At 59.1% G+C, this 21,688-nt stretch carries 20 protein-coding genes; 9 read left to right on the top strand and 11 right to left on the bottom strand.

Features of this window, described 5'->3' with window-relative positions:
- The first annotated feature begins 29 nt into the window (after positions 1-29).
- Positions 30-773: an SDR family oxidoreductase gene (locus IB250_RS04580; RefSeq protein WP_225603265.1), complete on the top strand. Its 744-nt coding sequence runs from the start codon at positions 30-32 to the stop codon at positions 771-773.
- Between the two features lie 60 nt (positions 774-833).
- On the opposite strand, the gene IB250_RS04585 is transcribed toward IB250_RS04580, so the two are convergent.
- Positions 834-1,520, bottom strand: a complete 687-nt coding sequence (locus IB250_RS04585) for a TetR/AcrR family transcriptional regulator (protein ID WP_192343162.1) — start codon at positions 1,518-1,520, stop codon at positions 834-836.
- Between the two features lie 230 nt (positions 1,521-1,750).
- Between IB250_RS04585 and IB250_RS04590 the strand changes: the two genes are divergently transcribed.
- Both IB250_RS04590 and IB250_RS04595 read left to right on the top strand, forming a co-directional pair.
- Positions 1,751-2,686 carry an alpha/beta hydrolase gene (locus IB250_RS04590; RefSeq protein ID WP_225603266.1) on the top strand — a complete coding sequence of 312 codons (936 nt, stop codon included), beginning with the start codon at positions 1,751-1,753 and terminating at the stop codon, positions 2,684-2,686.
- A 103-nt stretch (positions 2,687-2,789) separates the two neighbouring features.
- Positions 2,790-4,427: a flavin-containing monooxygenase gene (locus tag IB250_RS04595; protein WP_192343163.1), complete on the top strand. Its 1,638-nt coding sequence runs from the start codon at positions 2,790-2,792 to the stop codon at positions 4,425-4,427.
- A gap of 171 nt (positions 4,428-4,598) precedes the next feature.
- Here IB250_RS04595 and IB250_RS04600 read toward each other — a convergent pair whose 3' ends face one another.
- Together IB250_RS04600 and IB250_RS04605 are read right to left on the bottom strand one after the other, a co-directional pair.
- Positions 4,599-6,104 carry an acetyl-CoA acetyltransferase gene (locus tag IB250_RS04600; RefSeq protein WP_192343164.1) on the bottom strand — a complete coding sequence of 502 codons (1,506 nt, stop codon included), beginning with the start codon at positions 6,102-6,104 and terminating at the stop codon, positions 4,599-4,601.
- An 82-nt stretch (positions 6,105-6,186) separates the two neighbouring features.
- Positions 6,187-7,656, bottom strand: a complete 1,470-nt coding sequence (locus IB250_RS04605) for an aldehyde dehydrogenase family protein (RefSeq protein WP_192343165.1) — start codon at positions 7,654-7,656, stop codon at positions 6,187-6,189.
- A 106-nt stretch (positions 7,657-7,762) separates the two neighbouring features.
- Here IB250_RS04605 and IB250_RS04610 point away from each other — a divergent pair, with 106 nt between their 5' ends.
- Positions 7,763-8,539 carry an enoyl-CoA hydratase-related protein gene (locus IB250_RS04610; RefSeq protein WP_318652626.1) on the top strand — a complete coding sequence of 259 codons (777 nt, stop codon included), beginning with the start codon at positions 7,763-7,765 and terminating at the stop codon, positions 8,537-8,539.
- A gap of 44 nt (positions 8,540-8,583) precedes the next feature.
- On the opposite strand, the gene IB250_RS04615 is transcribed toward IB250_RS04610, so the two are convergent.
- Positions 8,584-10,761 carry an acyl-CoA dehydrogenase family protein gene (locus IB250_RS04615; protein WP_192343166.1) on the bottom strand — a complete coding sequence of 726 codons (2,178 nt, stop codon included), beginning with the start codon at positions 10,759-10,761 and terminating at the stop codon, positions 8,584-8,586.
- Between the two features lie 100 nt (positions 10,762-10,861).
- Between IB250_RS04615 and IB250_RS04620 the strand changes: the two genes are divergently transcribed.
- The gene (locus IB250_RS04620) at positions 10,862-11,401 is read left to right on the top strand and encodes a thioesterase family protein (RefSeq protein WP_192343167.1); all 540 of its coding nucleotides are present in this window, start codon (positions 10,862-10,864) and stop codon (positions 11,399-11,401) included.
- A 100-nt stretch (positions 11,402-11,501) separates the two neighbouring features.
- On the opposite strand, the gene IB250_RS04625 is transcribed toward IB250_RS04620, so the two are convergent.
- From IB250_RS04625 to IB250_RS04635, 3 genes are all read right to left on the bottom strand, one after another.
- Entirely contained in the window at positions 11,502-12,755 is a 1,254-nt protein-coding gene (locus IB250_RS04625) for a cytochrome P450 (RefSeq protein WP_192343168.1), read from the bottom strand.
- Positions 12,756-12,862: 107 nt separating this feature from the next.
- The gene (locus tag IB250_RS04630) at positions 12,863-14,074 is read right to left on the bottom strand and encodes a CaiB/BaiF CoA transferase family protein (protein WP_192343169.1); all 1,212 of its coding nucleotides are present in this window, start codon (positions 14,072-14,074) and stop codon (positions 12,863-12,865) included.
- A gap of 17 nt (positions 14,075-14,091) precedes the next feature.
- On the bottom strand, positions 14,092-14,412 hold the full coding sequence (locus IB250_RS04635) for a 2Fe-2S iron-sulfur cluster-binding protein (RefSeq protein WP_192343170.1): 321 nt from the start codon (positions 14,410-14,412) through the stop codon (positions 14,092-14,094).
- A 275-nt stretch (positions 14,413-14,687) separates the two neighbouring features.
- On the opposite strand from IB250_RS04635, the gene IB250_RS04640 reads away from it, so the two are divergent.
- From IB250_RS04640 to IB250_RS04655, 4 genes are read left to right on the top strand one after another with little or no spacing between them, the layout of a single operon-like run.
- Entirely contained in the window at positions 14,688-15,842 is a 1,155-nt protein-coding gene (locus IB250_RS04640) for an acyl-CoA dehydrogenase family protein (RefSeq protein WP_192343171.1), read from the top strand.
- A gap of 2 nt (positions 15,843-15,844) precedes the next feature.
- Positions 15,845-16,843 carry an acyl-CoA dehydrogenase family protein gene (locus tag IB250_RS04645; RefSeq protein ID WP_192343172.1) on the top strand — a complete coding sequence of 333 codons (999 nt, stop codon included), beginning with the start codon at positions 15,845-15,847 and terminating at the stop codon, positions 16,841-16,843.
- Positions 16,844-16,897: 54 nt separating this feature from the next.
- The gene (locus tag IB250_RS04650; protein ID WP_192343173.1) at positions 16,898-17,185 is read left to right on the top strand and encodes a hypothetical protein; all 288 of its coding nucleotides are present in this window, start codon (positions 16,898-16,900) and stop codon (positions 17,183-17,185) included.
- Positions 17,186-17,206: 21 nt separating this feature from the next.
- A complete protein-coding gene (locus IB250_RS04655) occupies positions 17,207-17,722 on the top strand; it encodes a MaoC family dehydratase (RefSeq protein WP_192343174.1) in 516 nt (171 codons plus the stop codon).
- Between the two features lie 36 nt (positions 17,723-17,758).
- Here the strand turns inward: IB250_RS04655 and IB250_RS04660 are convergent, their stop codons facing one another.
- Genes IB250_RS04660 through IB250_RS04675 form a run of 4 tightly spaced genes read right to left on the bottom strand, consistent with a single transcriptional unit; the run spans position 17,759 to position 21,658 of the window.
- Positions 17,759-18,820: a hypothetical protein gene (locus tag IB250_RS04660; RefSeq protein WP_192343175.1), complete on the bottom strand. Its 1,062-nt coding sequence runs from the start codon at positions 18,818-18,820 to the stop codon at positions 17,759-17,761.
- Positions 18,821-18,825: 5 nt separating this feature from the next.
- A complete protein-coding gene (locus tag IB250_RS04665; RefSeq protein WP_192343176.1) occupies positions 18,826-20,040 on the bottom strand; it encodes a cytochrome P450 in 1,215 nt (404 codons plus the stop codon).
- A 2-nt stretch (positions 20,041-20,042) separates the two neighbouring features.
- On the bottom strand, positions 20,043-20,348 hold the full coding sequence (locus tag IB250_RS04670; protein WP_192343177.1) for an EthD domain-containing protein: 306 nt from the start codon (positions 20,346-20,348) through the stop codon (positions 20,043-20,045).
- 35 nt (positions 20,349-20,383) lie between these two features.
- Positions 20,384-21,658 (bottom strand): alpha/beta fold hydrolase, encoded by a 1,275-nt coding sequence (locus tag IB250_RS04675; protein WP_192343178.1) that lies wholly within the window; start codon positions 21,656-21,658, stop codon positions 20,384-20,386.
- Positions 21,659-21,688 lie beyond the last annotated feature (30 nt).

Below are 21,688 nucleotides of genomic sequence, written 5' to 3' on the forward strand. Positions count from 1 at the left end.
GTGGATGAACCTAGACGGGGGATAGCGCGATGCAAGAAAAAATGCCGGCTCTGGAATTGGAGGGCAAGGTTGCCTTGATCACGGGTGGTGCGCGGGGAATAGGTGCCGCCGTCGCCACCTTGTTCGAGGCACGTGGGGCGAGGGTGGTGGTTGCAGACATCAGCTTCAGCGAAGAGCGTCATGAACGAGGGCGTCTATTTCTGCCTCTGGATGTATGTGAACCGGCGTCATGGGCGCAGGCGGTTGCGAGTACCCTCAGGGTATTTGGCCGGCTGGATACCTTGGTCAATTCGGCGGGGATCTTCACCGTGGCGGCGATCAGGGATGAGACCCCTGAGCGTTTTATGCGCATGGTCCAGATCAACCAACTGGGCGTTTTCCTCGGCATGCAGACAGTACTCCAAGCGCTGCAAGCGAGTGGTGGCGGCAGCATCGTGAACCTGTCATCAGCAGCCGGGCTGACCGGAACGCCAAGGACCATTGGGTACTCGGCGACCAAGTGGGCGGTGCGAGGTATGACCAAGGTCGCAGCACTTGAATTCGCCCCTTTCAATATCCGGGTCAACTCCATCCATCCCGCCGCCGTGGCCACGCCGATGCTGGGAGACATGGCCGCGAATGCTGGAAAAAGCACGCCAATCGGACGAGTTGCGCTACCGGAGGAAGTGGCAGAGTTGGCGTTGTTTCTGGCCAGCGATGCCAGTCGTTACAGCACGGGCTCCGAGTTTGTCTGCGATGGCGGACTGACTGCGGGGCCGGCACTCCAAGGGTAAACGCCGGCGCCGGGAACACGATGTGCCTCGTGTTTCTTGGCATGTGTTCTCGTCGAGTGCTCATTCGCCGGCGGTGAGAGCGCTGATTGCGAGCTGCTGTTCGATTCGGCCTAGCCGGGCCACGACGTCCTCCAGTCCTGGGTCGCGCCGAGCTAGCAAGGCAGGCATCACGAAGTCGTTCACGTAAGCGAGCAGCTCGGAGAAGTTGTTTGACCAGGGGGGCGGCAACTGGCGTATGGAGCTCGCATTGCGAACCAACCACTCGGCCATCTGCTCTGGGCTCAGGTCGGTGCGCAAGCTGCCATCACGCTGACCGGTCTGTAACAGCGGGAGCAACGGAGCCGCCAGCAAACGCCTGGCTTCCTCCGTGTTGACGACCATGTTGGAGAGGCGCATCAGTTCGCCGCTGTCTTCGATCATTTTCAGAATGGGCGGGTCGGATTCGCGGCCCGATATACGCGTGACCACCCAGGCCACTCTAGCGCTCACCGGCATCGTGGCGTTTTCGCTGTCGTGAACAGCTGCCGCGAATAGATCGCGGGCGGAGCGAACGGCCAGTTCCACTATCACGGCATCTATGCCGGCGAATTGGCGGTAGAAGGTGCCGCGCGATACGCCGGCCTCCTGCAGTACATCTTCTACGCGTGCACCGCGCAACCCATGCTGCTCGAAGCAGGTCATCGCTGCAGCAAGAATGGCTTCGCGACTGTTGGGCGCCCGTTTTGGCGCCGAAGAAGGGGAGGTCATGAGTATACGTTCTTCTCTATATGTATTGTCATTGTGTGATTTATCATGGATTATGTATATACATAGTCCGTTAAATGTCCAAGATTCAGGTGTACAAAGTCGCCAATATGTTCAGTTCGGCGGCGGTCATTTTTCGCGACGGTTGGGCTGCCCGGCTACCTGCCTTTTCAGAAAAGTGCTGTCGGCAGCCGTAGGTATTGCCCATCGTTAGGTTGAAAAGGATCGCAAGCATGCCTCTAGATTCGCACAGCGCTGCACTCGCGGAGCTCTTTGCCAAGGCGAGAGTCACCCCCCTGAACGAAATGAATGCCTTACAGGTGCGTGAAGGCTCTTCCAAGTTGCGAGCAATGTACGGGCAGGGGCCTGAGATGGGCAATGTCCACGATGTGCTCGTGCACAGTGGCGGTGCCACTATTGAGGCGCGTCTGCTCGTGCCCCGTGCAACTCCTAAAGCCCTGATGGTCTATTTCCATGGCGGTGGTTGGGTCACCGGGCACATTGACGACTTTGACACACTGGGGCGCAAGTTGGCCGAGCGCACGGGGTGCGCGGTATTGCTGGTGAACTATCGTCTGGCTCCGGAAGCGCGTTTCCCCGCTGCGATTGATGATGGGATGAACGCCTTGCAGTGGGCCGCCGCGCAAGGGCGTGAACTGCTCGGCTCGGATTCGCTGCTTCCCCTTATTGTTGCCGGCGACAGTGCGGGCGGAAATATTGCTGCCGTGGTAACGCGCCGAGCGCGGGACGAAGGGCAGCCGCACATTGCCGCTCAGGTGCTTCTCTATCCGGTCACTGACGCGGACTTTGAACGACCTTCCTATCTCGATCCGAACCTGCAGCCGCTTCTGACTGGCGAAATGATGCGTTGGTATTGGGATCACTATCTGCCCGATGCCGCACAACGCCAGCATCCGGACGCTTCTCCACTGCTGGCGAACGACTTGAGCGGGCTGCCGCCAACCCTGTTGATTACCGCTGAATACGACCCGCTGCGCGACGAAGGCGAGGCCTATGCGGCGCGACTGGTCGGTGCCGGCGTACCGATTCAGTTCGAGCGTTACCCAGGGCAGTTCCATGGGTTCGTTTCGTTCGTGAACGTCCTGCCCGGTAGCGCTGCTGCAATCGAGCACATTGGCCGGTTCATCGAGCAACGGTTGGCAGGCTAGTCCACCTCACACCCTTAACCCCCGCTTGGTGTGTAGCAGCTTGCCTTCGCTCAGGGCTGTTCAGCACCGAGTTCTCTTATCTACCCACGAGGAAAGTCAGAGCATGTCCGAGCATTTCTCTTCCACCCTGCACACAGGGTCGGATCATTCCGGCCAGGTCGATGCGGTTGTCGTCGGCGCCGGCTTTGCTGGTCTTTACATGCTGTACAAATTGCGCCTCCTGGGCCTGCGTGTGCAGGTATTCGAAGCAAATGCCGATGTGGGAGGGACCTGGTACGCCAACCGTTACCCCGGCTTGCGCTGCGATGCCGAGAGCGTGGAGTACTCCTACTCCTGGTCGGAGGATTTGCAGCAGGACTGGTGCTGGAGCGAGCGTTTCGCGACCCAGCCGGAGATTCTCAGTTATATCCGCCATGTTGCTGAACGTTTCGACCTGCGGCGTCATATCCAATTCGATACGCGCGTGAGCTCGGCTGTTTTTGACGAAGCGAGAGGGCTCTGGCAGGTGCGTACTGATCAGGGCAACGCCATTAGCGCGCGTTACTTCATTATGGCCAGTGGCTGTCTGTCTTCGGCGCGCTTGCCGTCTTTCGAAGGGCTCGAAACCTTTGAAGGCGACTGCTATCACACCGTCGATTGGCCCAAGGCTGGGGTAGATTTCCGAGGTAAGCGAGTAGGCATCATTGGTACGGGCTCGACCGGCGTCCAGCTCATTCCGGTTGCCGCTCAGCAGGCCGAGCACTTGTATGTGTTCCAGCGTACACCCGCCTACGTAGTGCCAGCGCGCAACGCGCCCTTAGAGGCTGACTATGTCAGTAGGATCAAAAACGACTATGTGGCGATCCGGGCTGTGGCGCGCCAGCAGGGACTTGGGCTGTATCCACGCCCGACCGAGTCTGCCGTGGAAGTCAGTCCCGAGACACGGGAGCAGACATTCGAACGTCAGTGGAGCGTCGGCGGCCCGCAGTTCATGTTCACCTACAAGGACATGCTGACCAACAAGGAGGCCAACCAGTACGCGGTAGATTTCCTGCATCGCAAGATCCGCAGCATCGTCACTCGCCCGGAGGTCGCGGACGAGCTCTGCTCGCACGATTACCCGGTAGGGGCCAAGCGCATTTGTGTAGGCACTGATTACTACGAAACTTACAACCGCGACAACGTCAGCCTGGTCAACGTACGCAAGTCGCCCATCGAGCGCATCGTGCCGAAGGGTATCCGCACCCGGGACGGTGATTACGCGTTGGACGCCATCGTTTTCGCCACGGGTTATGACGCCATGACAGGCGCCTTGCTCGATGTGGATATCCGTGGTCTTGGCGGGCGGCGTCTGGCGGACAAATGGGCGGCCGGGCCGCAAAACTACCTCGGCGTTTCGGTCTCTGAGTTTCCCAATTTCTTCATGATCACAGGGCCGGGCAGTCCGTCGGTATTCTCCAATGTCGTGCTGTCGATCGAACAGCATGTGGATTGGGTATCCGACTGTCTGCAGTACATGCAGGAAAAGGGGTGGTCGCGGGTGGCGGTCAAGGAGCAGGCTGTTCTCGACTGGGTAGAACATGTCAATCAGGTGGCCAACTCGACGCTGATTCCGCAAGCCAACTCCTGGTATGTGGGTGCGAATATCCCCGGCAAGCCCCGGGTGTTCATGCCCTACGTGGGCGGCGTCGGCCCCTTCCGCAAGAAGTGTGATGCGGAGGCAGAAAGCGGGTACGCCAGTTTCGAGTTCTCTGCCGTATAAAAACAGCAGGGAAGGCGAGTCGCACAAGTGTGATTCGTCTTCCCCGCAGTTCCTCCGCTGTCGAGTCCCCTTATAGGGGAGCCGCGGTGGCAAAGTTGTTCATTCGGGATGATGTGTTGTTAGCTCTTTGAGCAGCGCACAGTCAGTACGCCGCTCAGATAGATCGAGGTGTTACTGATGAGTCATTCGGCTGTCTGACTTATCTACCCTGAAATGCAATAGGCCCTTCTCACCACTGCTGATGTGGCCGCGGCAGCCAATGGGGTCTGAACCCAGTAGTGCCTTGATCGATGCATCGTCGTTGCATGCCACCAGTGCCACAACTCGCTCCCCATTTGGGGTCCTGGTCACGACCGGTGCATGGCTAGGCGCACCGTTGCGGTCGTAGATAATGGTGAAACTCTCGATCGTGGCGATGCCCTGGTAGCTTTCCAGGAGCGGCGGCTGAGGGCCGGCAGCCGCATTGGCATCAGATTGCACATCGAGCATCTGCGGCGGCTGTTTCGGTGGTTTGATGGCGAGCACGACGGCAGCATGCTTGGTGACGAACTCCCCTTGTCCATAGATCAGTGCAGTCTGCCCCTTGCGTTCCCGCAGAGCTCGAACGGCTGCCGCCAATGCATGGGTCATGTAGTTGTTCGCCGGACCGCCGAAAAAGGTCAAGCCTCCCGCAAGGCTCAACGGTTTCTGCTCTGGAAGGCCAAGGGCGCGGCGGGCCATTTTCGGTACGGTAGGAAAGCAGCTGTACAGCTCCACCAAGTCGATCTCGGACGGCTGCAGGTCAGATTGCGCTACGGTGCTGTGCAGTACAGCATCCTGGGCCGTGCTATGAGCAAAACTGTCGCGACTGAGAAAGTCCTTCGGCTCGTCGGCGCGGGCGCCGCTCCAGATGTAGATGAGCTGTTCTTCGGCAATGCCGGCGGCACGTGCACGGGCCAGGCTGGTTATCAGAATGGCGCCGGCCTGATTGACCAAGGGGTTTGCCACCATCAGTTTGCGATAGGGGTAGGCAATCAGGCGATTGCTGTCGGAGTCTTCGACAACCTGTTCAACGGTATGCGGTTTACCAAGCCAGGCGGTCGGATTATGCGCAGCCGCATCGGCGTTCTGACTCCAAATCAGGCCTGATTCCTGTTGCGCCTGTTCCAGGCTCTGCCCCCAGGCGTGGCGGGTGGCGTTCTCGTAAAGCGGATAGACCTGGGTGGGCTGCACCAGGCCATATCGTGCTGCATGGGGGGTGACGAAATCCAGGGCAGTCAGTTGCCTGGCTGCTGGATCCACCGGGCCCCATTCCAAGGGTTTGCTGTCCTGGGCGGCACGAGCACGCGTACGCATTGCTTCCGCCCCGCACACGAGAGCCACGCGGCTCACGCCGGCAGCGATTCGTTCGGCAACCTCACCCAATAGTCGTACCGGCTTTTCACCGCCGGCCAGGCTTTCCCCGGTTCGCTCCGGCGTTACACCGAGGTCACTGGCAAGCAACTGTCCGATGTTTTCGTATTGGCAGCTCATGATTGCGACAACGTCGATGGAGTCGACCTGTTCTAACAGGCCTCGTGCTTCGTCGCCTGCCAGCTTCGCCGCCATCGCGAGCAAGATGCGGGGTTCGTGGAGGTTGTCACGGTCGAGGCATTCACCGACGCCCACGATCACGGGTATGCGCAGAGGATCGATCATCCCGGGCGCTCCTTCTTGTTGTTGGATTGAGAGGATGGGGACGCGCCTGAGGCTGCCGGCAATAAGCCGGCAGCCTATAGCGTTACAGCAGGGTGTAAACGGACTTGGTTTCGAGGAACGGCGCGATGCCTTCAAAGCCAGATTCGCGGCCCCAGCCCGATTGTTTGAAACCACCAAATGGCATGGCCTTGTCGAGAATGCCGTAGCAGTTGATCCAGACATTGCCGGCGCGAATCAGCTTGGCTGCTCGATGGGCGGTGCTGACATTGCTGGTATAGATGCCCGATCCCAAGCCGTACGGCGTGTCGTTGGCCAAGGCCTCCAGTTCATCCAGACCATCGAAGGGCATCGCCGTGACCACCGGCCCGAAGATTTCCTCTTCGGCAATGCGAAGGGCCTTGCGCTCCCGGTTGGCGAATACGGTGGGAGTGACGAAGAAACCCTTGTCTCCATGGCGTTGGCCGCCACACACCAGCTCGGCACCTTCGCCCACGCCACTCTCAACATAAGACAGAACGCGGGCCATCTGTTGAGCCGAAACCAGCGGCCCCATCTGGGTTTGCGGATCCAGACCACTGCCCAGGCGCATCGCGGCACCCATCTTGGCGACACCCTCGATTACCTGGTCGAAGATGTTGCGCTGGATGTACAGGCGAGAGCCGGCAAAGCAGACCTGGCCGCTGTTGGCGAAGATCGCCATGGCGGCGCCGGCAATGGCTTTGTCCAGGTCGGCATCGTCGAAGATGAACAACGGGGACTTGCCGCCCAGCTCCAGGGTCACGCGTTTGAGGTTGCTGTTGGCCGAGGCGTGTACCAGTTTCTTGCCTACTGCTGTTGAGCCGGTGAAGGTCAGTTTGTCGATATCTGGATGGTCCGACATGGCCTGGCCGGCGACATGCCCATAGCCATTGACGATGTTGATCAGCCCTTTGGGAAATAGCTGCCATTCATCCAGCAACTCACCGAGGCGTACAGCAGACAAAGGCGTCTGTTCAGCGGGCTTGCAGACGATGCTGCAACCGGCTGCAAGAGCGGGTGCGATTTTATTAACCAGGACACCCAGAGGGGCGTTCCAGGGCGTGATGGAGCCCACCACGCCCACTGGCTCGGACTGGGTATAGGCATGCAGCTCGCGGCCATTACCAGAAATTTCTGAAGTCTGGCCATGCAGTTTGGTGACCATGCCGGCGTAGTAGCGAACGCCGTTCACCAGGCTCGCCACAGTGGCTTTGGCAAACATTAGGGGCATGCCGTTATCCCGCACCTCCAGCTCTGCGAACTCGTCGACGTGGGCTGCAATGCGATCAGCGAAGGTCCACAGCGTATTGGCGCGGTCATGGGCGCTGAGCTTGCGCCAGGCGCGGGAGTCGAAGCAGTCGCGCGCTGCTGCCACGGCCACATCGATATCTTCGGCAGTGCCGGCCGCCACCTCGCCAATTTTCTCGCCACTGGCCGGGTCGACCACTTCGATGGCTTCGGTGCCGGTGGAGGCTACGAATTTACCACCAATGTAATGACCACGGCTTCGATCGCCTTGCGCATGCTTTGACATTGCAACCTCCCATGTAACGTAGTTAACTATATTTACTTATTAAACTATAGTGGCGTGGTGAAGGACAGGCAAGCCCCAACTGCTTGTCGAAATCCGGAGGTGGTGAGTGGACGAGGTATTGAAGGTTTCACGTGTGGGCGATCACGTACTGCTGGTAAAGATCAATCGACCCGAGAAGCGCAACGCCATTAATGGTGAGATTGCGCAAGGCATCGGCCGCGCCGTCGCTCTAGCTGAACAGGACTCGCAAATCCGTGCGGTGGTGTTGTCATCCACCGGCGACCAAAGCTTTTGCGCGGGTGCGGACCTGGCTGAGGTGGCCGCTGGCAACCACGCGGCGTTACTGACAAAAGAGGGCGGTTTTGCCGGCATCATCGAGGCGCGTCGCACCAAGCCGTGGATCGTTGCCGTAGACGCCCCGGCGTTTGGCGGTGGCGTGGAAATCTGTCTGGCCTGCGATCTGCTGGTCGCCAGTGAAGTCGCCAGTTTTGCGCTGCCAGAGGTCAAGCGCGGCATCTATGCCGGTGGGGGGGGGGTATTTCGCCTGCCGCGACGAATTCCGCCGGCGATTGCCTATGAAATGTTGCTGATCGGCGACGCCATCTCGGCCAAACGGGGTTACGAGTTGGGTTTGGTGAACCGTCTAGTGGCAGCTGGGCAGGCTGAGGCGCAGGCCTTGAAGATGGCCGAACAGATTGCCGAAGGCGCACCCATTGCCGTGCAACAGAGCTTGCGGGTAGCGCGCTTGGCAGGGGATCCGGATGAGAGCGCCTTGTTCGTTGCCATGCGCGAAGCTGGCAAGCTGGTGCGTGAAAGCGCCGATGCAAAAGAAGGTACGCGAGCGTTTCTCGAACGCCGAAAACCGGTATGGACAGGTAGTTAAGACACTTAGCCTGGACGCAACCCGCGTTGCAGCCCAGGCTGCACTCATCGTGGCAGTCCGAGGCCGCGCTGTGCAATTAACGTGCGTTGAATTTCCGCCGTTCCGCCGCCAATCACGGCCATGATCGAGGCGCGCACATGCTGCTCTATCGAGCCAGCTATAGGCGCCAAATCGCTCTCTTCGCTGAGAGTGGCGCCGATGCCGAAAAGCTCTAGTGCGGTTTCGCCCAACCGTTCGGCGAACTCACCGGTGAACAACTTGCTTACAGCCCCTTCCAGCAAAGCGGGGGCGCCTTTTTGTAGCAGTTGGACGGAGCGCATGGCCAAGAGTCGAGCAGCGTGCAGCTCAGCGGCCAGACCACCGATACGATCCAGGACGACGGCATCGTTTCGGCGTTCGTGCAGGGCGCCAGCGATATTTTCCAGCAGTGCTTTCAGGCGAGCCACGCTGCCGCCCATGAGTACCCGTTCCGAGGCGAGAGCGGAGGTAAGCACCCCCCAGCCACCATTGAGTTCGCCCACCAGGTTGCTCGCCGGTATGCGCACGTCGTCATAGAACACCGTCGAGAACGTACGACCATAGAGCGCCATGCCGGGGTGTATATCTACGCCTGGCGCGTCCGTAGGAACAATGAACAGACTGATACCCGCATGTTTGGGTTTGGCGTCCGGGTCTGTGCGCGCTGCCAAAAATACATGGGTGGCGGTCTCGGCCAGCGTGGTCCAGAGCTTCTGGCCGTTAATCACGAATTCATCGCCATCCCGCGTGGCGCGGGTACGCAAGGAGGCGAGGTCCGAGCCCGCTTCCGGTTCGCTATAGCCTAGGCAGAAGCGTGCCGCTCCGCTGGCGATCAGAGGCAGAAATTGATCCTGAAGCTGCTGGGAGCCGAATTTGATCAACGCCGGTGCGATAAGCCAACTGCCTGCCTGGGACAAAGCTATAGGGGCTCCACAGCCATGAATTTCTTCAACAAATGCCAGTTGTTCGAGCGGCGATAGACCCAGGCCACCGTGGGACTCGGGCCAGTTGATACTGAGCCACCCCTGTTTACCCAACTCGCCAATAAAGTTGAGGTCCGAATCGCGCTCGGCAAAGGGACGCTGGCAGGACGCCGCGCGTGCATCGGCATCCCAATGTTGACCCAGCCAGGTACGGACCTGTTGGCGCAAGCGCTCCGCATCTGGATCGTTCCGGAATGGCGGAAAGGGGGTGCCGTTTTGCAGCAGGTGCTTGCCCAGGTGAAGGCGAGCTTCAGGGGCGCTGCCAAGGCGCAACATATCGGCATGGATGCGGCGAAAGTGTCGAGGCAGTTCATGCTCTTCGGCATAACCGATGGCACCGAAGGCATGGTGTAGCTCCAGGGCGACCTTGCGCAGACCTGGGCTGGCGACAGCGAGGAGGGCGGCGGACTCAAAGGCTCCCTCGCCGGCTTCGATTGCGTCGGCGCAGTTGTCTATCATCAACTCGCAGATATCCAGGTTCACCATGCAGTCTGCCAGCTTGTGCTGGACAGCCTGGAAGCGTCCGATAGGCTGGTCAAACTGTTCGCGCAAGCGCACATAGCTCACGGCCAGCTCCAGTCCTCGACGTCCCGCGCCACTGGCGCGTGCGCAGAGCAGCAGGCGGGCCAGCCTGGCCGAGTGCTCAGCGAATCGAGGCACCAATGCAATCACCTTGCAGGCCACATTTTCCATTCGCAGTTGAACCAGTGCGGGGGTCGCGAAACCTGGGGTAGGCTCGGCCACCAATCCGCTGGCAGTGGTTTCGATCAGCGCGGCGCTCTGCCCGTCGTCGGCTATGGCCAACAGGTGAGTGGCCAAGGACCAGTCTTCGATGGCCGCCATTTGTCCGTTCGCCCGATCGCCTTCAAGTTGTAGAGAGCCCGCCAGTCTGTCGCCATCGAAGCGCCCCAGTGCGACAGCAATACGCAGATCGCCACGCGTCAGCGCGTTGGCTTGTGCCACGTCCAGAAGGGGAAGGGCGATAGCTGCGCCGATCAGTGGTATGGCCGCTGCGACGCGGCCGCATTCATTCATGACCATGGCCAGGTCTTGAGCGGAACGCATCAACACCACATCGTTCGCGCATAGCGCTCGCCACAGGGTTTCCAGTGCAGCGGGGGAGGTTGAGCGGGTGACGGCCTCTTCTGCCGGCCAGATTCGCTTCAGGATGCTTCTCAGCGCCAGGCGTAGCTCTTCACGTTCTTCATGATTGCTGTGCATGAGTGTTCTCTTGTTATGGGTATGCTAACAAAGTAAACGTAGATTACTATGTTTGCTATATTGGCAAGGAGCACAAAGATCCCGCAAGCGAGGTGAACAAATGGCTGAAGATGTGAATGGCAAGCGCCGGGTGTTGCCGCCGTTGCCTACGGTGGCGCCCATTGAGGCATTGCAATCCGAGGTCGGAGAAACCTTTATCGATGCCAACGGCCATATGGGGGCGGCCAACTACATCCTGGTTTTTCAACAAGGACTGCCGAAGCTCTTCCGTCCCCTAGGGTTTGGTCCGGCCTATCGTGCTCGTGGTCTTACCTGCTTCCAGCGGGAGGCGCATATCACCCATGAGCGCGAACTGCTTCTAGGGGACCCGATCACCCTCTACAGCTGGTTGATCGGCTTCGATGAACGCTGCTTTCATCACTACCACGAGATGCGCAGAGGGCCCGATGGCCCGTTGGTGGCCACGATTGAATACCTGACGGTGAGTGTTGACCTGGCGACGCGCCGCTCTGCGCCTTTTCCAGAGGATGTCAGGGAGCGTCTGCATACCCTGATGCAGGTGTTTGCCAAGGTGGAGTGTCCTGGCCAAACGGGTCGCAAGATAGCTTTGCGCACCAAGCAACCACGTTCCGCTCATTAGCTGCTTTTATCGCCCACTCATGCGCTGCAGCCGCCATAAAAAAACCGAGATTCCGATAAGGAATCTCGGTTTTTTCACACCCAGCAGGATTGCCGACGTCTTATTGTTTCTGTTGGGCTGCCCAAGAAAGCCACAGTTCCGAAACCACCAGAACCATGCTGGAGTCTTGCTGCGGTACGGTGCCCGGCTTGACCTGAAACTCGGGCATGCGCTTGAACCATTCTTCCAACCAGACCAGCATTTCCTTCTTGGCGAGAATCGAACCCGGGCAGCGGTGCGGACCATTGCCGAAGGTCGCATGGGGAATGGGCGCCGGACGATCAAAGTCGATCTTCATCGGATTGGGGACGGTCGCATCGTCCAGGCCGTAGAGATAGCTGAATTGCTGAATCTGGTCGCCAGCCTTGAGTTGCACGCCGAGGAAATCCATATCCTGGGTTACCAGGCGCGCTGTCATTGATACGCCGTGACGACGAATCAGCTCTTCAGCGGCGTGTGGAATTACGGCCGGATCCTCTCGCAAGCGGCGTTGCAACGCTGGATCCTGGGCCAACGACAGGCAGCAGAACCCCATCAGGTTCTTCACGGTGTCCAGTCCACCGGACAGCAGCAGGGTAAGCATGCCGACGGCTACGTCATGGGGAATCTGCTCACCGTCTACCTTGGCGTTGAGGATTTTGGTGATGAGGTCATCGCGAGGGTTCTTTTCGCGCTCGGAAACGGCGTCCTCGATGTAGCTCTTCAAGGCCATCCGCGCATGGTGGATTTTGGTCGGATCCGGCGAGCGGGCGATTTCGTTGGCCGGTGGCAGCAGGCGTTCGCGATCTTCCAATGGCAGATCCATCATGGTTAGAAACACCACGATCGGCAGTACCGAGGTGAACTCCGACACGAACTCGCATTCGCCTTTGTCCTTGAAGCCTTCGATCAGGTCGACAGCGAACTTGCGCACCATATCCTCGGCGGCCTGAATCACCCTCGGTGAAAAGGCCGGCGAGATCAGAATGCGCCACTTGGCGTGCTCGGGTGGGTCTTTTTCCATCGGTGGCGCCGGGAAGGGGCGCGGGTTGTTTGGCACCAGGGCAGCCCGCATGGAAAAACCAACCGCGTCGTTCTGCACTTTGAGAATGTCTTCGCCGCGCGTCACCATCCAGTAGCCGCCATGACGCGGCGTCCAGAAAATTGGTGGTTTGTCCTGCTGCACCTGCTTCCAGGCCGCGTGTGGACCTTCCTTTGCACCTGGCAGGTTGAAAATGTCCACGTCATAGACCAGGTGCGGTGGTACGTTCGCTGGCGGATCGGTCAGTTCCGGGTACGTCCGGTAGAGCGGTTTTTCTTGGGCTGCTGAAGTCATCTGGATACCTCGGTTAAGGCGAGTTGGTGTCAGCTGTGGCACGGGGCGGATGTCTGCGTGCCAATGCAAAGGAAAATGGCAGCCTCGAAGGGCTGCCGGGCGTGGCGTCAGATTGCGCCGCTATCTGCCAGGCTCTGAACCTGCTCGTCGCTGTAGCCCAGTACCTGGGTAAGCACCTGGCGGGTGTGCTGGCCAATGGTTGGGGGCGCGCTAAACGTATCGACAGGGGTCTTCGAGAGCCTCATCGGGCTTTTCACCAAGGGCACCTTGCCAACGGTGGGGTGGGGGACCTCAAAGAACAGTTCACGGTGGCGCACCTGGGGGTCTTCGACCACTTCATTGGCTTGGTAGATGGGGGCTACTACCACGCCTCTGGCGACAAGGTCGTCGAAGAGCTCGCGAGTACCGCGCTGTTTGATTTTCTCTTCCAGCAACGAAACCAGCAGGTCTTGATGAAGAACCCGGTCCTTACGTACCGCAAAGCGCGGGTCTTCCTTCAGTTCTTCCAGGCCCAGGGCATCGCACAGCTTGCGATAGTGCACTTCGGCACCCGCCTGAATATTGAGGTAGCCATCCGCGCACTTGAATACCTGCGCTGGGCATGAGCCCGGCGATTTGGTGCCCAGGCGCTCGGGAATCTTGCCTTGCAACGTCCATTCGATGGTCCGCGGTGCCATGGCCGCCACGCCGACGTCGAGCAGTGCCAGGTCAATGTATTGGCCACCACCCCCTGCATCGCGGTGACGCAGTGCAGCGAGGATGGCAACGGTGGCATACAGCCCGGTCATCTCATCGATGATGAAAACGCCAACCCGCTGAGGGCCACCGTCCGGTTCGCCGGTAACGGCCATCATACCGCTCATGCCCTGGAACGCAGCATCGTATCCGGGGCGTTTGGCGTAAGGACCGCTTTGGCCGAAACCGGTAATGGAGCAATAGACAAGCTGCGGATTGATCTTTGCCAGGCTGTCATAGTCGAGCCCGTAACGCGCCAGGTCGCCGACCTTGTAGTTTTCGATCAGCACATCCGATTCGGCAGCCAGTTTGCGAATGATTTCCTGGCCCTGCGCTGTGGTGATATCCACGGTGACGGAGCGCTTGTTGCGGTTCGAGCACAGGTAGTGCCCGGACTCAGGAGTCTCGCGTCCGTCCGCATCTACGGCATAGGAAGGGCCATAGCTGCGCATGTCGTCGCCGACCCCGGGACGCTCGATCTTGATCACGTCTGCACCCAGGTCGCCCAGGGTTTGACCGCTCCAGGGAGCGGATACTATCCGCCCCATTTCCAGTACACGCAGGCCTGCGAGTGATTGGGACATCATCTACTCCTGGCTGATCAGTATTGGGAGGCGGGGAGGTGTACCACCAGGCCGTCCATATCGTCGGAAACCACGACCTGGCACGTCAGCCGACTGTTGGGCCGGGCATCCACTGCACATTCGACCATCACCAACTCCTCGTCGGTTGGCGAAGGTATGCGGTCAACCCAATCATCATCCACATAGGCATGGCACGTGGCGCAGCTCAGGCAGCCGCCGCACTCGGCGGTAAGGCCTTCTACGCCGTTGGCCAGGGCGACCTTCATCAGAGAGTCGCCACTCTGCGCCTCGACCTCGATGCGCTTGCCGTTGTGTTCGATGAAGGTAATTCGGGCCATTGTTGGCTACTCCTCAGTTTCTTGTTGGTTCCCGAATCCTGGTTAAGGAGTGGATCTCGGGTTTCTCTATGGAAATGCCCAGAAGGTTTGGTTATCCATGGGCTTGTGTGTTTAATAGTCAACTTATATACCTAAGTTTGTCAACTTGCACTTTAGAGCGGTGGAGCACCCGATGATCGCCGGTGAAAAAGCTGAGAACGAATGGGCTAGGCAGACGATTGTTCCTCCTTCTATACTAACTAGGTTAGCTTATTTAACTATTTGTCGGAGATGCCATGAATTTCTACCCTGGCGAAGAGGATAACCTCTACCGCGATCGCATGCGGGAACTGGCCGATAGCTACGGCTGGCCTGAGATGAAGGCGCTGCGGGGAGAGATTGAAGGTCTGCACATCGAGCGCTATTCGATGACATTCCAGCGCCAATTGGCTGCGCGGGGGCTGATTGGGCTGACCTGGCCAAAACCTTATGGCCAGGAGGCGCGGGTCGATCAGCAGTTGTTGATGGCGGAGGAGTTGGAGTGCCAGGGCTTCCCCGGTTATGGCCTGACGACCAACCAGCGCGGCGGCGGCATGTTGCTGCGCAGTGGTTCGCCCGAGCAGATCGCCGAGCATTTGCCGCATGTTGTCGATGGCAGCTGGACATACTGCCAAGGGCTTTCGGAGCCTGGCGCCGGCAGTGATCTGTTGTCATTGAAGACCCGTGCGGTGCGCGATGGCGATCACTATGTGGTGAACGGTGCGAAACTCTGGACCTCGTCCGCGCATGTGTCGACTTGGTGCAGTCTGTTGGTGCGCACAGACCCTGAACAGGTACGTCATCGCGGCTTGTCGTTACTGCTGGTCGACCTCAAATCACCAGGAGTGACTATCCAGCCGGTCTGGGTGTTGGGTGGTTGGCGGGTCAACGCTGTTTTCTACGATGACGTTCGTGTTCCTGCCGCCAATCTGGTCGGTGATGAGCATCAGGGTTGGCGCGTGATCACTGGCAATCTGGATGAAGAGCGAGCCATGAGTTTTGGTGGTACCGAAACTCGCCTGCTTTGCGCTCGATTGATTCATCGCCTATCGGAGCAAGCAGACCACCTGAGTGAAAGTGATCTGACAACCCTGGGTCGATTCATCATGGATCTGGAAGCGGACCGCCTGTTGTATCTGCGCGTGGGGCTGTCGGCCGCACGTGGCGAGGACACCTCGGGTACCGGCCCCATGAGTAAAGTCCACGGTTCTGAACTGGCCCAGCGCTTCATCGAGTGGGCTACCGAATTGCTCGGTCATGTCACGCTCTATCCGGAAGGGGACGACGTGCTGGCAGCTGACTTTGAACAACAACTGCGCGTGGCCACCGTGCTGACTATTATCGGTGGGACCAGCGAGGTACAGCGCAACATCATTGCCAATCGCCAACTGGATCTGCCGAGGAGTAATTGAGCATGTTGGATGAACGTTGGAGCGACGAAGTCGAGGAAATTGGCGACACCTTGCGCAAGGTTCTTGCCAAGCAGTGCAGCTCTGTACAGATTCGAGAAGCGGAGGCGCTGCCCTCCGGGCTATCGCCGACGCTGGCTGATGAGCTGAGTGCATTCGGGCTGGATGATCTTCAGGCTGAGCCAGAGCTGTTCGCGCGAATCGCCTACGAATTGGGGCGAGCCTTGGCACCGACCGATTATGTAGAAACCATACCGGTACTGGCACTGACCGGCACCTGTGGTGTATCGGTAGCTTTTGATGGACCAGTGCCAGCCTCCATCGGTCGCGTGGCGGTTAAACGCCAGGATGGTGTGTACATCGAAGAACTGCAGGGCGAAGCCAGGCGCACCACGGCTGGAGACAGTCTGGTTGAGCACCTGTCTGGTCAGGCATCCGCTGTAAAACTGGGTGACGCCGGGCTCGCGGATCGAATCGGTCGCTATGCGGCGTTGATCGAGGCCGCGCGCATGACGGGGGCTGGTCAGGCCCTGCTGCAGTATGGTCTGGCCTACGCTCGCGAGCGCGAGCAGTTCGGCAAGATCATCGGTAGCTACCAGGGAGTTGCCAATCGTTTGGCCAATGCGGCGGTCATGCTCGATGCAGCCGAGCTGTTGGTACGCAAAGCGGCATTTACGGCGGGTGCCGAGGTTGGTGGCGATGGTGCGCCGTCGGCGGAGTTCGCCATCATGGTGCGAGCCAAAGCGGTGGATGCGGCGCGTTTTGTCGCCACCACAGTACACCAGACGTTTGGTGGCAATGGTTTCGCTATGGAGTACGACGTACAGCTTTATAGTCGACGGCTGCGTAGCTGGGCCAACCGTGGTCAGCGCCCCGGCAATGGCCTGGCTGAGCTGGCGCGAGCGATGCTCGACCCGACACGCCGCGATGCCGTACGCCTGCTATGGCATTACGAAAAGGGCATTCCGTTGCCGCGCTGGGCGCGCGAAGCGGATGCGAGCTGAAGCAGGTTCGTTCCTATGCCAGTGCCAGGACGCCGAGAAGTTAGCAGTGCCGATATGTCCGTCGGCACGCTCTCGCACATGACCACTACGCCATCGCTGCCACCCATTGCATTGCGACGTGTTAGCGGTTTGGCGATTGGCCATGGTCGCGATAACCGCTGGCTGATGCTCTTGCAGTTCCTGGTGGCCTGGCTTTTGATGATCCTGATTTCGCTCGGCGGAGGGCGCAGCATCGATGCGCCTGCTCTTCATCTTCTCCGGCCGAGCACCTCGCAATGCGGTTGTTGTGCCCCCGCAGAGGCGGTGCAACGTAACAGTTTGCGTGAGCTGGCGGTGAGGTAAATGATCCCATGAGAGAACATTATGACTGACACGGCCCCTTCGGCCTCTGAGCGCCAAACTATCAGCTTTGCAGAGCTGCAACGGCTTCAGGGCAAACTCACCGGCATATCGGACTGGATCACCATTGACCAGATGATGCTGGATGGGTTTGCCGATGTGACCGGCGATGATGCGTTTATTCATACCGATCCTGAACGCGCTGCACAGACGCGATTCGGCGGTACCATCGCCCACGGTTTGCTGGTGCTATCGCTGCTACCTTCGATGATGCGAGCGGCGCTGCCCGCTATCGAGGAAAAAAAGATGGGTGTCAACTACGGCTACGATCGCATCCGTTTCACGGGTACGGTTCCGGTCGACAGTCGCGTAAGAGGTCATTTCACTTTTGTCGAAGTGACCGAGCGATTGCCGGGTTTCCATGTACTCCGTTATCACGCCACCGTCGAAGTTGAAGGGCAAAACACCCCAGCGCTTGTTGCTACTTGGTTATTGGGTTTGTGGGTGACCCATGGAGCCGAAAAGCAAACGGGCGCGTAGGACGGGCCACGCGCTTTCCAGCGTTGGCTAAAGTGATCAATCAGAAGTCTGGCGGGCGCTGATGGCACCCAATGCAGCCAGAATCGAGTTGACCTCCATCACGTGTTCGGCCGTCTTGATTAGGCGATCAATATCGCTGGGCTGGGGTTGGAGAAATACCGACGGGCTCCAGGAGCCGTTCACCGCTTGACGCGCAATGAACCAGTCGACCATCTGTATGAGGTGTGGCGTCCAGTCGCGCGTCGTATCGATTGTCGCAAGTGCGGCAGCCCCCCAGCCGAACTTGCAAAACTGCACCGACGCCAAGTCGTCGACTTGCGCCGCGCTTCCCGACAGATTCCTCGCCAACAGACCGGAAGCCAGGTCCAGCGGCTGCTCAAGACGGTAGCGCTGACCGTATGCGGATAGGAAGACCGCCGCCATGCCTGGGGTGTAATAGGTTTGACGAGGCAGGCTGAAGTCCGTGATCGACAGCCACTCCAGGCTTTTTTCCGGTGTCTCGAGAAGGTCCTTGCCTTGGCGAAAGGTATAGAAGCGACTGCCGGCATTTGCCGGCTGGAGCTCCAGGAGTTCTCGAATCCATCGGTATACGCCATCGGCGATATCCTGCTGTCCAGTGATCACGGCTGCCTGGCCTACCTGAGCGGTAGATAGCAGGTCGTGAAGGTCTGCGCTTCTGTTTTGGGGCGGTGCGATAGGCAATCCACCAGTGGCGGGATCTTGCAGTTTGCGTAGTGCGATCATCGCGGCGGAGGCAGTGTCGAAGTGTTCAGTCAGCCAGGCGCCGATCGCGAAATGAGCCAGTGGGTAAGCGAGAAACCGTCCGCTACCCAGAGCCGGGCCGGGGGCAAAGCCCCCATCTGCTGCCAATTGTGTGCGCTCGGCCCAGGCGACCACCCGAGCCGCCGCGTCGCTTTCACCGGAAACGGCGAGCGCCCAGGGAACACGTGCCCAGCCGTTGCGTTCGCGTGCGCCAACCGGTTCTCCGCTGGTGCTGATGTGATCGAGAAGCCAGCGTACGCCACGATCGCGCGAGGCCCGGATATGCGAAATGCTGGCGGCGAGGCTGGTGCTCGGTGGCGAACCAAAAATGCTCATGTCGCTCAGCTCTCTGCCGGTGGAGTGAAGGTAGCGGGCATGCTCGAAATCCCGGCCGTGTTGGCGAAAGATGGATAGAGCGTGATCTGGCTGTGATCGATCTTGTAATCCGGAATTCTGTTGATGACGGCGCGCACCATCTGGCGAATTTCTACGCGAGCCAGGGGGGCTCCCAGGCAGCGATGCTCGCCACCACCAAATGAGAAGTGATCCTTGCCGTTGGCACGGTCCAGTCGAAACTCGGCCGGGCACTCGAAAACCGATGGATCGCGATTGGCTGCCGCCCACGAGAGCAGTACCCGGTCACCCTGTTTCAGCTGCTGCCCATGGAGTTCGAAGTCGCGGGCGACGGTACGAGCCGTACCATGATTCGGCGGATTCAGGCGCAGCGTTTCTTCCACCAGACGATCCAGAAGGTCGTCATCGGCGAGCAGTTGCGGGTAGAGCTCACGATGATTTTCAAGCCACAGCAAAACACTGAGGGTGGCCGACATCACCGTGCCAAAACCGCCAAAGATGGCGGCTGACAGCATGCCAACCTGTACATCTTCGGTCAGAGGTTCACCCATGGCCTTTTTGGTGGCCAGTGCACTGATGATGTCCTTGCGTGGGTCTTCTTTTCGCTCCCTGAGCACTTCGCGCATTTTCGTTTGAACGTTGAGAATTTCCTTGATGGGGTAATCCGGATGGTCTGTCGGCAGCAACGAGGCTTTGTGTGCGGCCAGCATGAACTCTTCCCAACGCTCGGGGTCGATGCCCACCAGCGCCATGGTGGTCTTGGCGGCGACGCGCATGGCGAAGTCGCGGGCAAAGTCCAGTTTTCCCAAATGAATTACCCGATCCAGTGCTTCTTCTACGTGCCCCTTCACCACATCTGCCTGCTGCCGCACGGCAACCGGAGCGAAGTAGGGCGCCTCGATCAGGCGGCGAGCATGGTGGACGGGTGGATCGCTTTCCGATAACGCCAGGGTATAGGGCAGTTCCGGAATCAGAATGCCTTTGGCCCAGGGCTTCTCTGGGTTGTTATGCGAGGATGAGAATGAATCCGGATCGTCAGCGGCCTGTGCGACATATTCATGCTTGCTCAGAATCCAGTATCCACCGTGGGCCTCGGACCAGGCTACGGGGCAGTGTGTGGCACGTTGCTCGGCCTCTTCGGCCCAGTTGTCACGGTATGCTGGGTTGTGATGGTCGAAATCGATAACGAGCTTATCGGACATTATCAGGCTCCTTTGAATGCTGTGGCTGTTTCATGGGCGATGTAGGTGCGCATCGATGCCCGGTCCATGAAGCGTTCCTCGTCTTTGGCGAGCACCTGGCCTTCTGGTGAGCGGGTGAGCTTCATGGTGGCAGCAAGACCCTCGGCATCGTCGAACCAGAACTCGGTTACGCAATCGAAAAGCGGGGCATCCTGACCTGGAAAGGCTTCGAGGTAGTTTCTGCAGTACTTGCGCAAATGGGGGAGGGTCGCCACGGCAAGGGGGGCGTGCGTGGTTTCGTAGTGCTGACGAAATTCTTCGAAGCTCAACGAGGCTTTGCGTTTTATCAGGAGTACTAACTTAATCATTGCGCTTGCTCACTTTGCTGAACCAGACGGTCGAGGATGGGGAGGATGGCGTCGCAGAACCGTATCGGGTCATCCGAAGGGGCAAAGTGACCAAGGCCAGGAAGCACGATGTGCTCGACCCCGGGGATGTTTTTTGCTACCGCGGCGCCACCGTTTTCGGGGTACAACTGACTACCATCGAATTCGCCGGTCACCACGACCACCGGCGTTTTTTGGGTGTCGATCAGGTGGCCGTCCTCGCGCAAGTCATGCTGATTCATGAAGTAATCGTTATCGCCGGCGTAGACGCCAGGGAAGTTCGAGCGATACACCCAGTAAACTTCTTGCGCTGCGGCCTGAGGTGCGTCGGGTGCGGTGGCTGCCAGGATTCGGGAGGCGAAGAAGTCGGTCGATGTCGTGGGCTTGCGATGGATGTCGTTGTTGTATTGACCGCGAGAGCGAATCTCATACCAGCCGTTTACCGCAACAAATGCTCGGTAGTGCTCGGCATGATGAGCCGCCAGGTCCAGCGCCAACTGCCCACCGACGGAGCAGCCAAGATAGATTGGCTTGTCGAGCTGGAGTGCTTTGACAATCGCTGTGCTCCAGTCAAGTAACTCGGTCTTGCTGGGTCGGTACGCCTCTTCCCACCAACGTGAGCCGATGGGGGGGAGCGATTTGCCATGGGAGGGAAGGTCCCAGGCAATCATGCGAAACCGTTGTTGTAGATCGGGGTTCGCCAGCATGTGCCGATACTGGCGGCTGTCGGCGCCGGCGGTGTGTTGCAGCACAAGGATTACCGGCCCGTGTCCGGCTTCTTCGTAGTAAACGCGTGCTTTCTGGCTACCGTTTTGAACAAAGACATAACGGCCGACAGCATTGTCGGTTTGCCAGTAGGGTTCCGGCTCGGCGTGGGGGGCGGGGCTATCACCAGCAACTGACCGGCGTAGCACAAGAAACAAGCGTTGCAGTACACCTTGATAGGGAGCGAGGAATCTCTCGAAATCGCCTTCTACCGTTGCGCCATACAATTGCCCGACTGACAGCGATTCGTAACCTACTTGTGGGTCTGCAACCAGTGCCTGGCTCCAGAAAGTGTCCGGTCCGGACACGGTGATATCTGCCGCACTCGTGTTGGCGTGGACTAGCGACAGAGCGCCATTCCTGACTTCGATTTCAAACGCGAAGTCACCCAATTTCACTCGTATAAGTGCGGTGAGATCGCGCAGCTTGTATAGCAACTCCTGATCGGCCTGTGCGGCCGCCAGAAACTGTTGCGCATCTATTTTCATGGCTACCTCAGTGGTTCAAAACTCTGAGTG

Source organism: Pseudomonas sp. PDM09 (assembly GCF_014852305.1).
Classification (GTDB): domain Bacteria; phylum Pseudomonadota; class Gammaproteobacteria; order Pseudomonadales; family Pseudomonadaceae; genus Aquipseudomonas.

Coding starts and splice junctions, on each gene's coding strand:
- IB250_RS04600 (WP_192343164.1), bottom strand. CDS start 6,104: ATGATCGATCCTCTGCGCATACCCGTGATCGTGGGCGTCGGTGAATGC.
- IB250_RS04650 (WP_192343173.1), top strand. CDS start 16,898: ATGTCCGTCGGCACGCTCTCGCACATGACCACTACGCCATCGCTGCCA.
- IB250_RS04580 (WP_225603265.1), top strand. CDS start 30: ATGCAAGAAAAAATGCCGGCTCTGGAATTGGAGGGCAAGGTTGCCTTG.
- IB250_RS04630 (WP_192343169.1), bottom strand. CDS start 14,074: ATGTCCCAATCACTCGCAGGCCTGCGTGTACTGGAAATGGGGCGGATA.
- IB250_RS04665 (WP_192343176.1), bottom strand. CDS start 20,040: ATGTCCGATAAGCTCGTTATCGATTTCGACCATCACAACCCAGCATAC.
- IB250_RS04640 (WP_192343171.1), top strand. CDS start 14,688: ATGAATTTCTACCCTGGCGAAGAGGATAACCTCTACCGCGATCGCATG.
- IB250_RS04585 (WP_192343162.1), bottom strand. CDS start 1,520: ATGACCTCCCCTTCTTCGGCGCCAAAACGGGCGCCCAACAGTCGCGAA.
- IB250_RS04645 (WP_192343172.1), top strand. CDS start 15,845: ATGTTGGATGAACGTTGGAGCGACGAAGTCGAGGAAATTGGCGACACC.
- IB250_RS04595 (WP_192343163.1), top strand. CDS start 2,790: ATGTCCGAGCATTTCTCTTCCACCCTGCACACAGGGTCGGATCATTCC.
- IB250_RS04675 (WP_192343178.1), bottom strand. CDS start 21,658: ATGAAAATAGATGCGCAACAGTTTCTGGCGGCCGCACAGGCCGATCAG.
- IB250_RS04620 (WP_192343167.1), top strand. CDS start 10,862: ATGGCTGAAGATGTGAATGGCAAGCGCCGGGTGTTGCCGCCGTTGCCT.
- IB250_RS04615 (WP_192343166.1), bottom strand. CDS start 10,761: ATGCACAGCAATCATGAAGAACGTGAAGAGCTACGCCTGGCGCTGAGA.
- IB250_RS04590 (WP_225603266.1), top strand. CDS start 1,751: ATGCCTCTAGATTCGCACAGCGCTGCACTCGCGGAGCTCTTTGCCAAG.
- IB250_RS04625 (WP_192343168.1), bottom strand. CDS start 12,755: ATGACTTCAGCAGCCCAAGAAAAACCGCTCTACCGGACGTACCCGGAA.
- IB250_RS04660 (WP_192343175.1), bottom strand. CDS start 18,820: ATGAGCATTTTTGGTTCGCCACCGAGCACCAGCCTCGCCGCCAGCATT.
- IB250_RS04635 (WP_192343170.1), bottom strand. CDS start 14,412: ATGGCCCGAATTACCTTCATCGAACACAACGGCAAGCGCATCGAGGTC.
- IB250_RS04655 (WP_192343174.1), top strand. CDS start 17,207: ATGACTGACACGGCCCCTTCGGCCTCTGAGCGCCAAACTATCAGCTTT.
- IB250_RS04605 (WP_192343165.1), bottom strand. CDS start 7,656: ATGTCAAAGCATGCGCAAGGCGATCGAAGCCGTGGTCATTACATTGGT.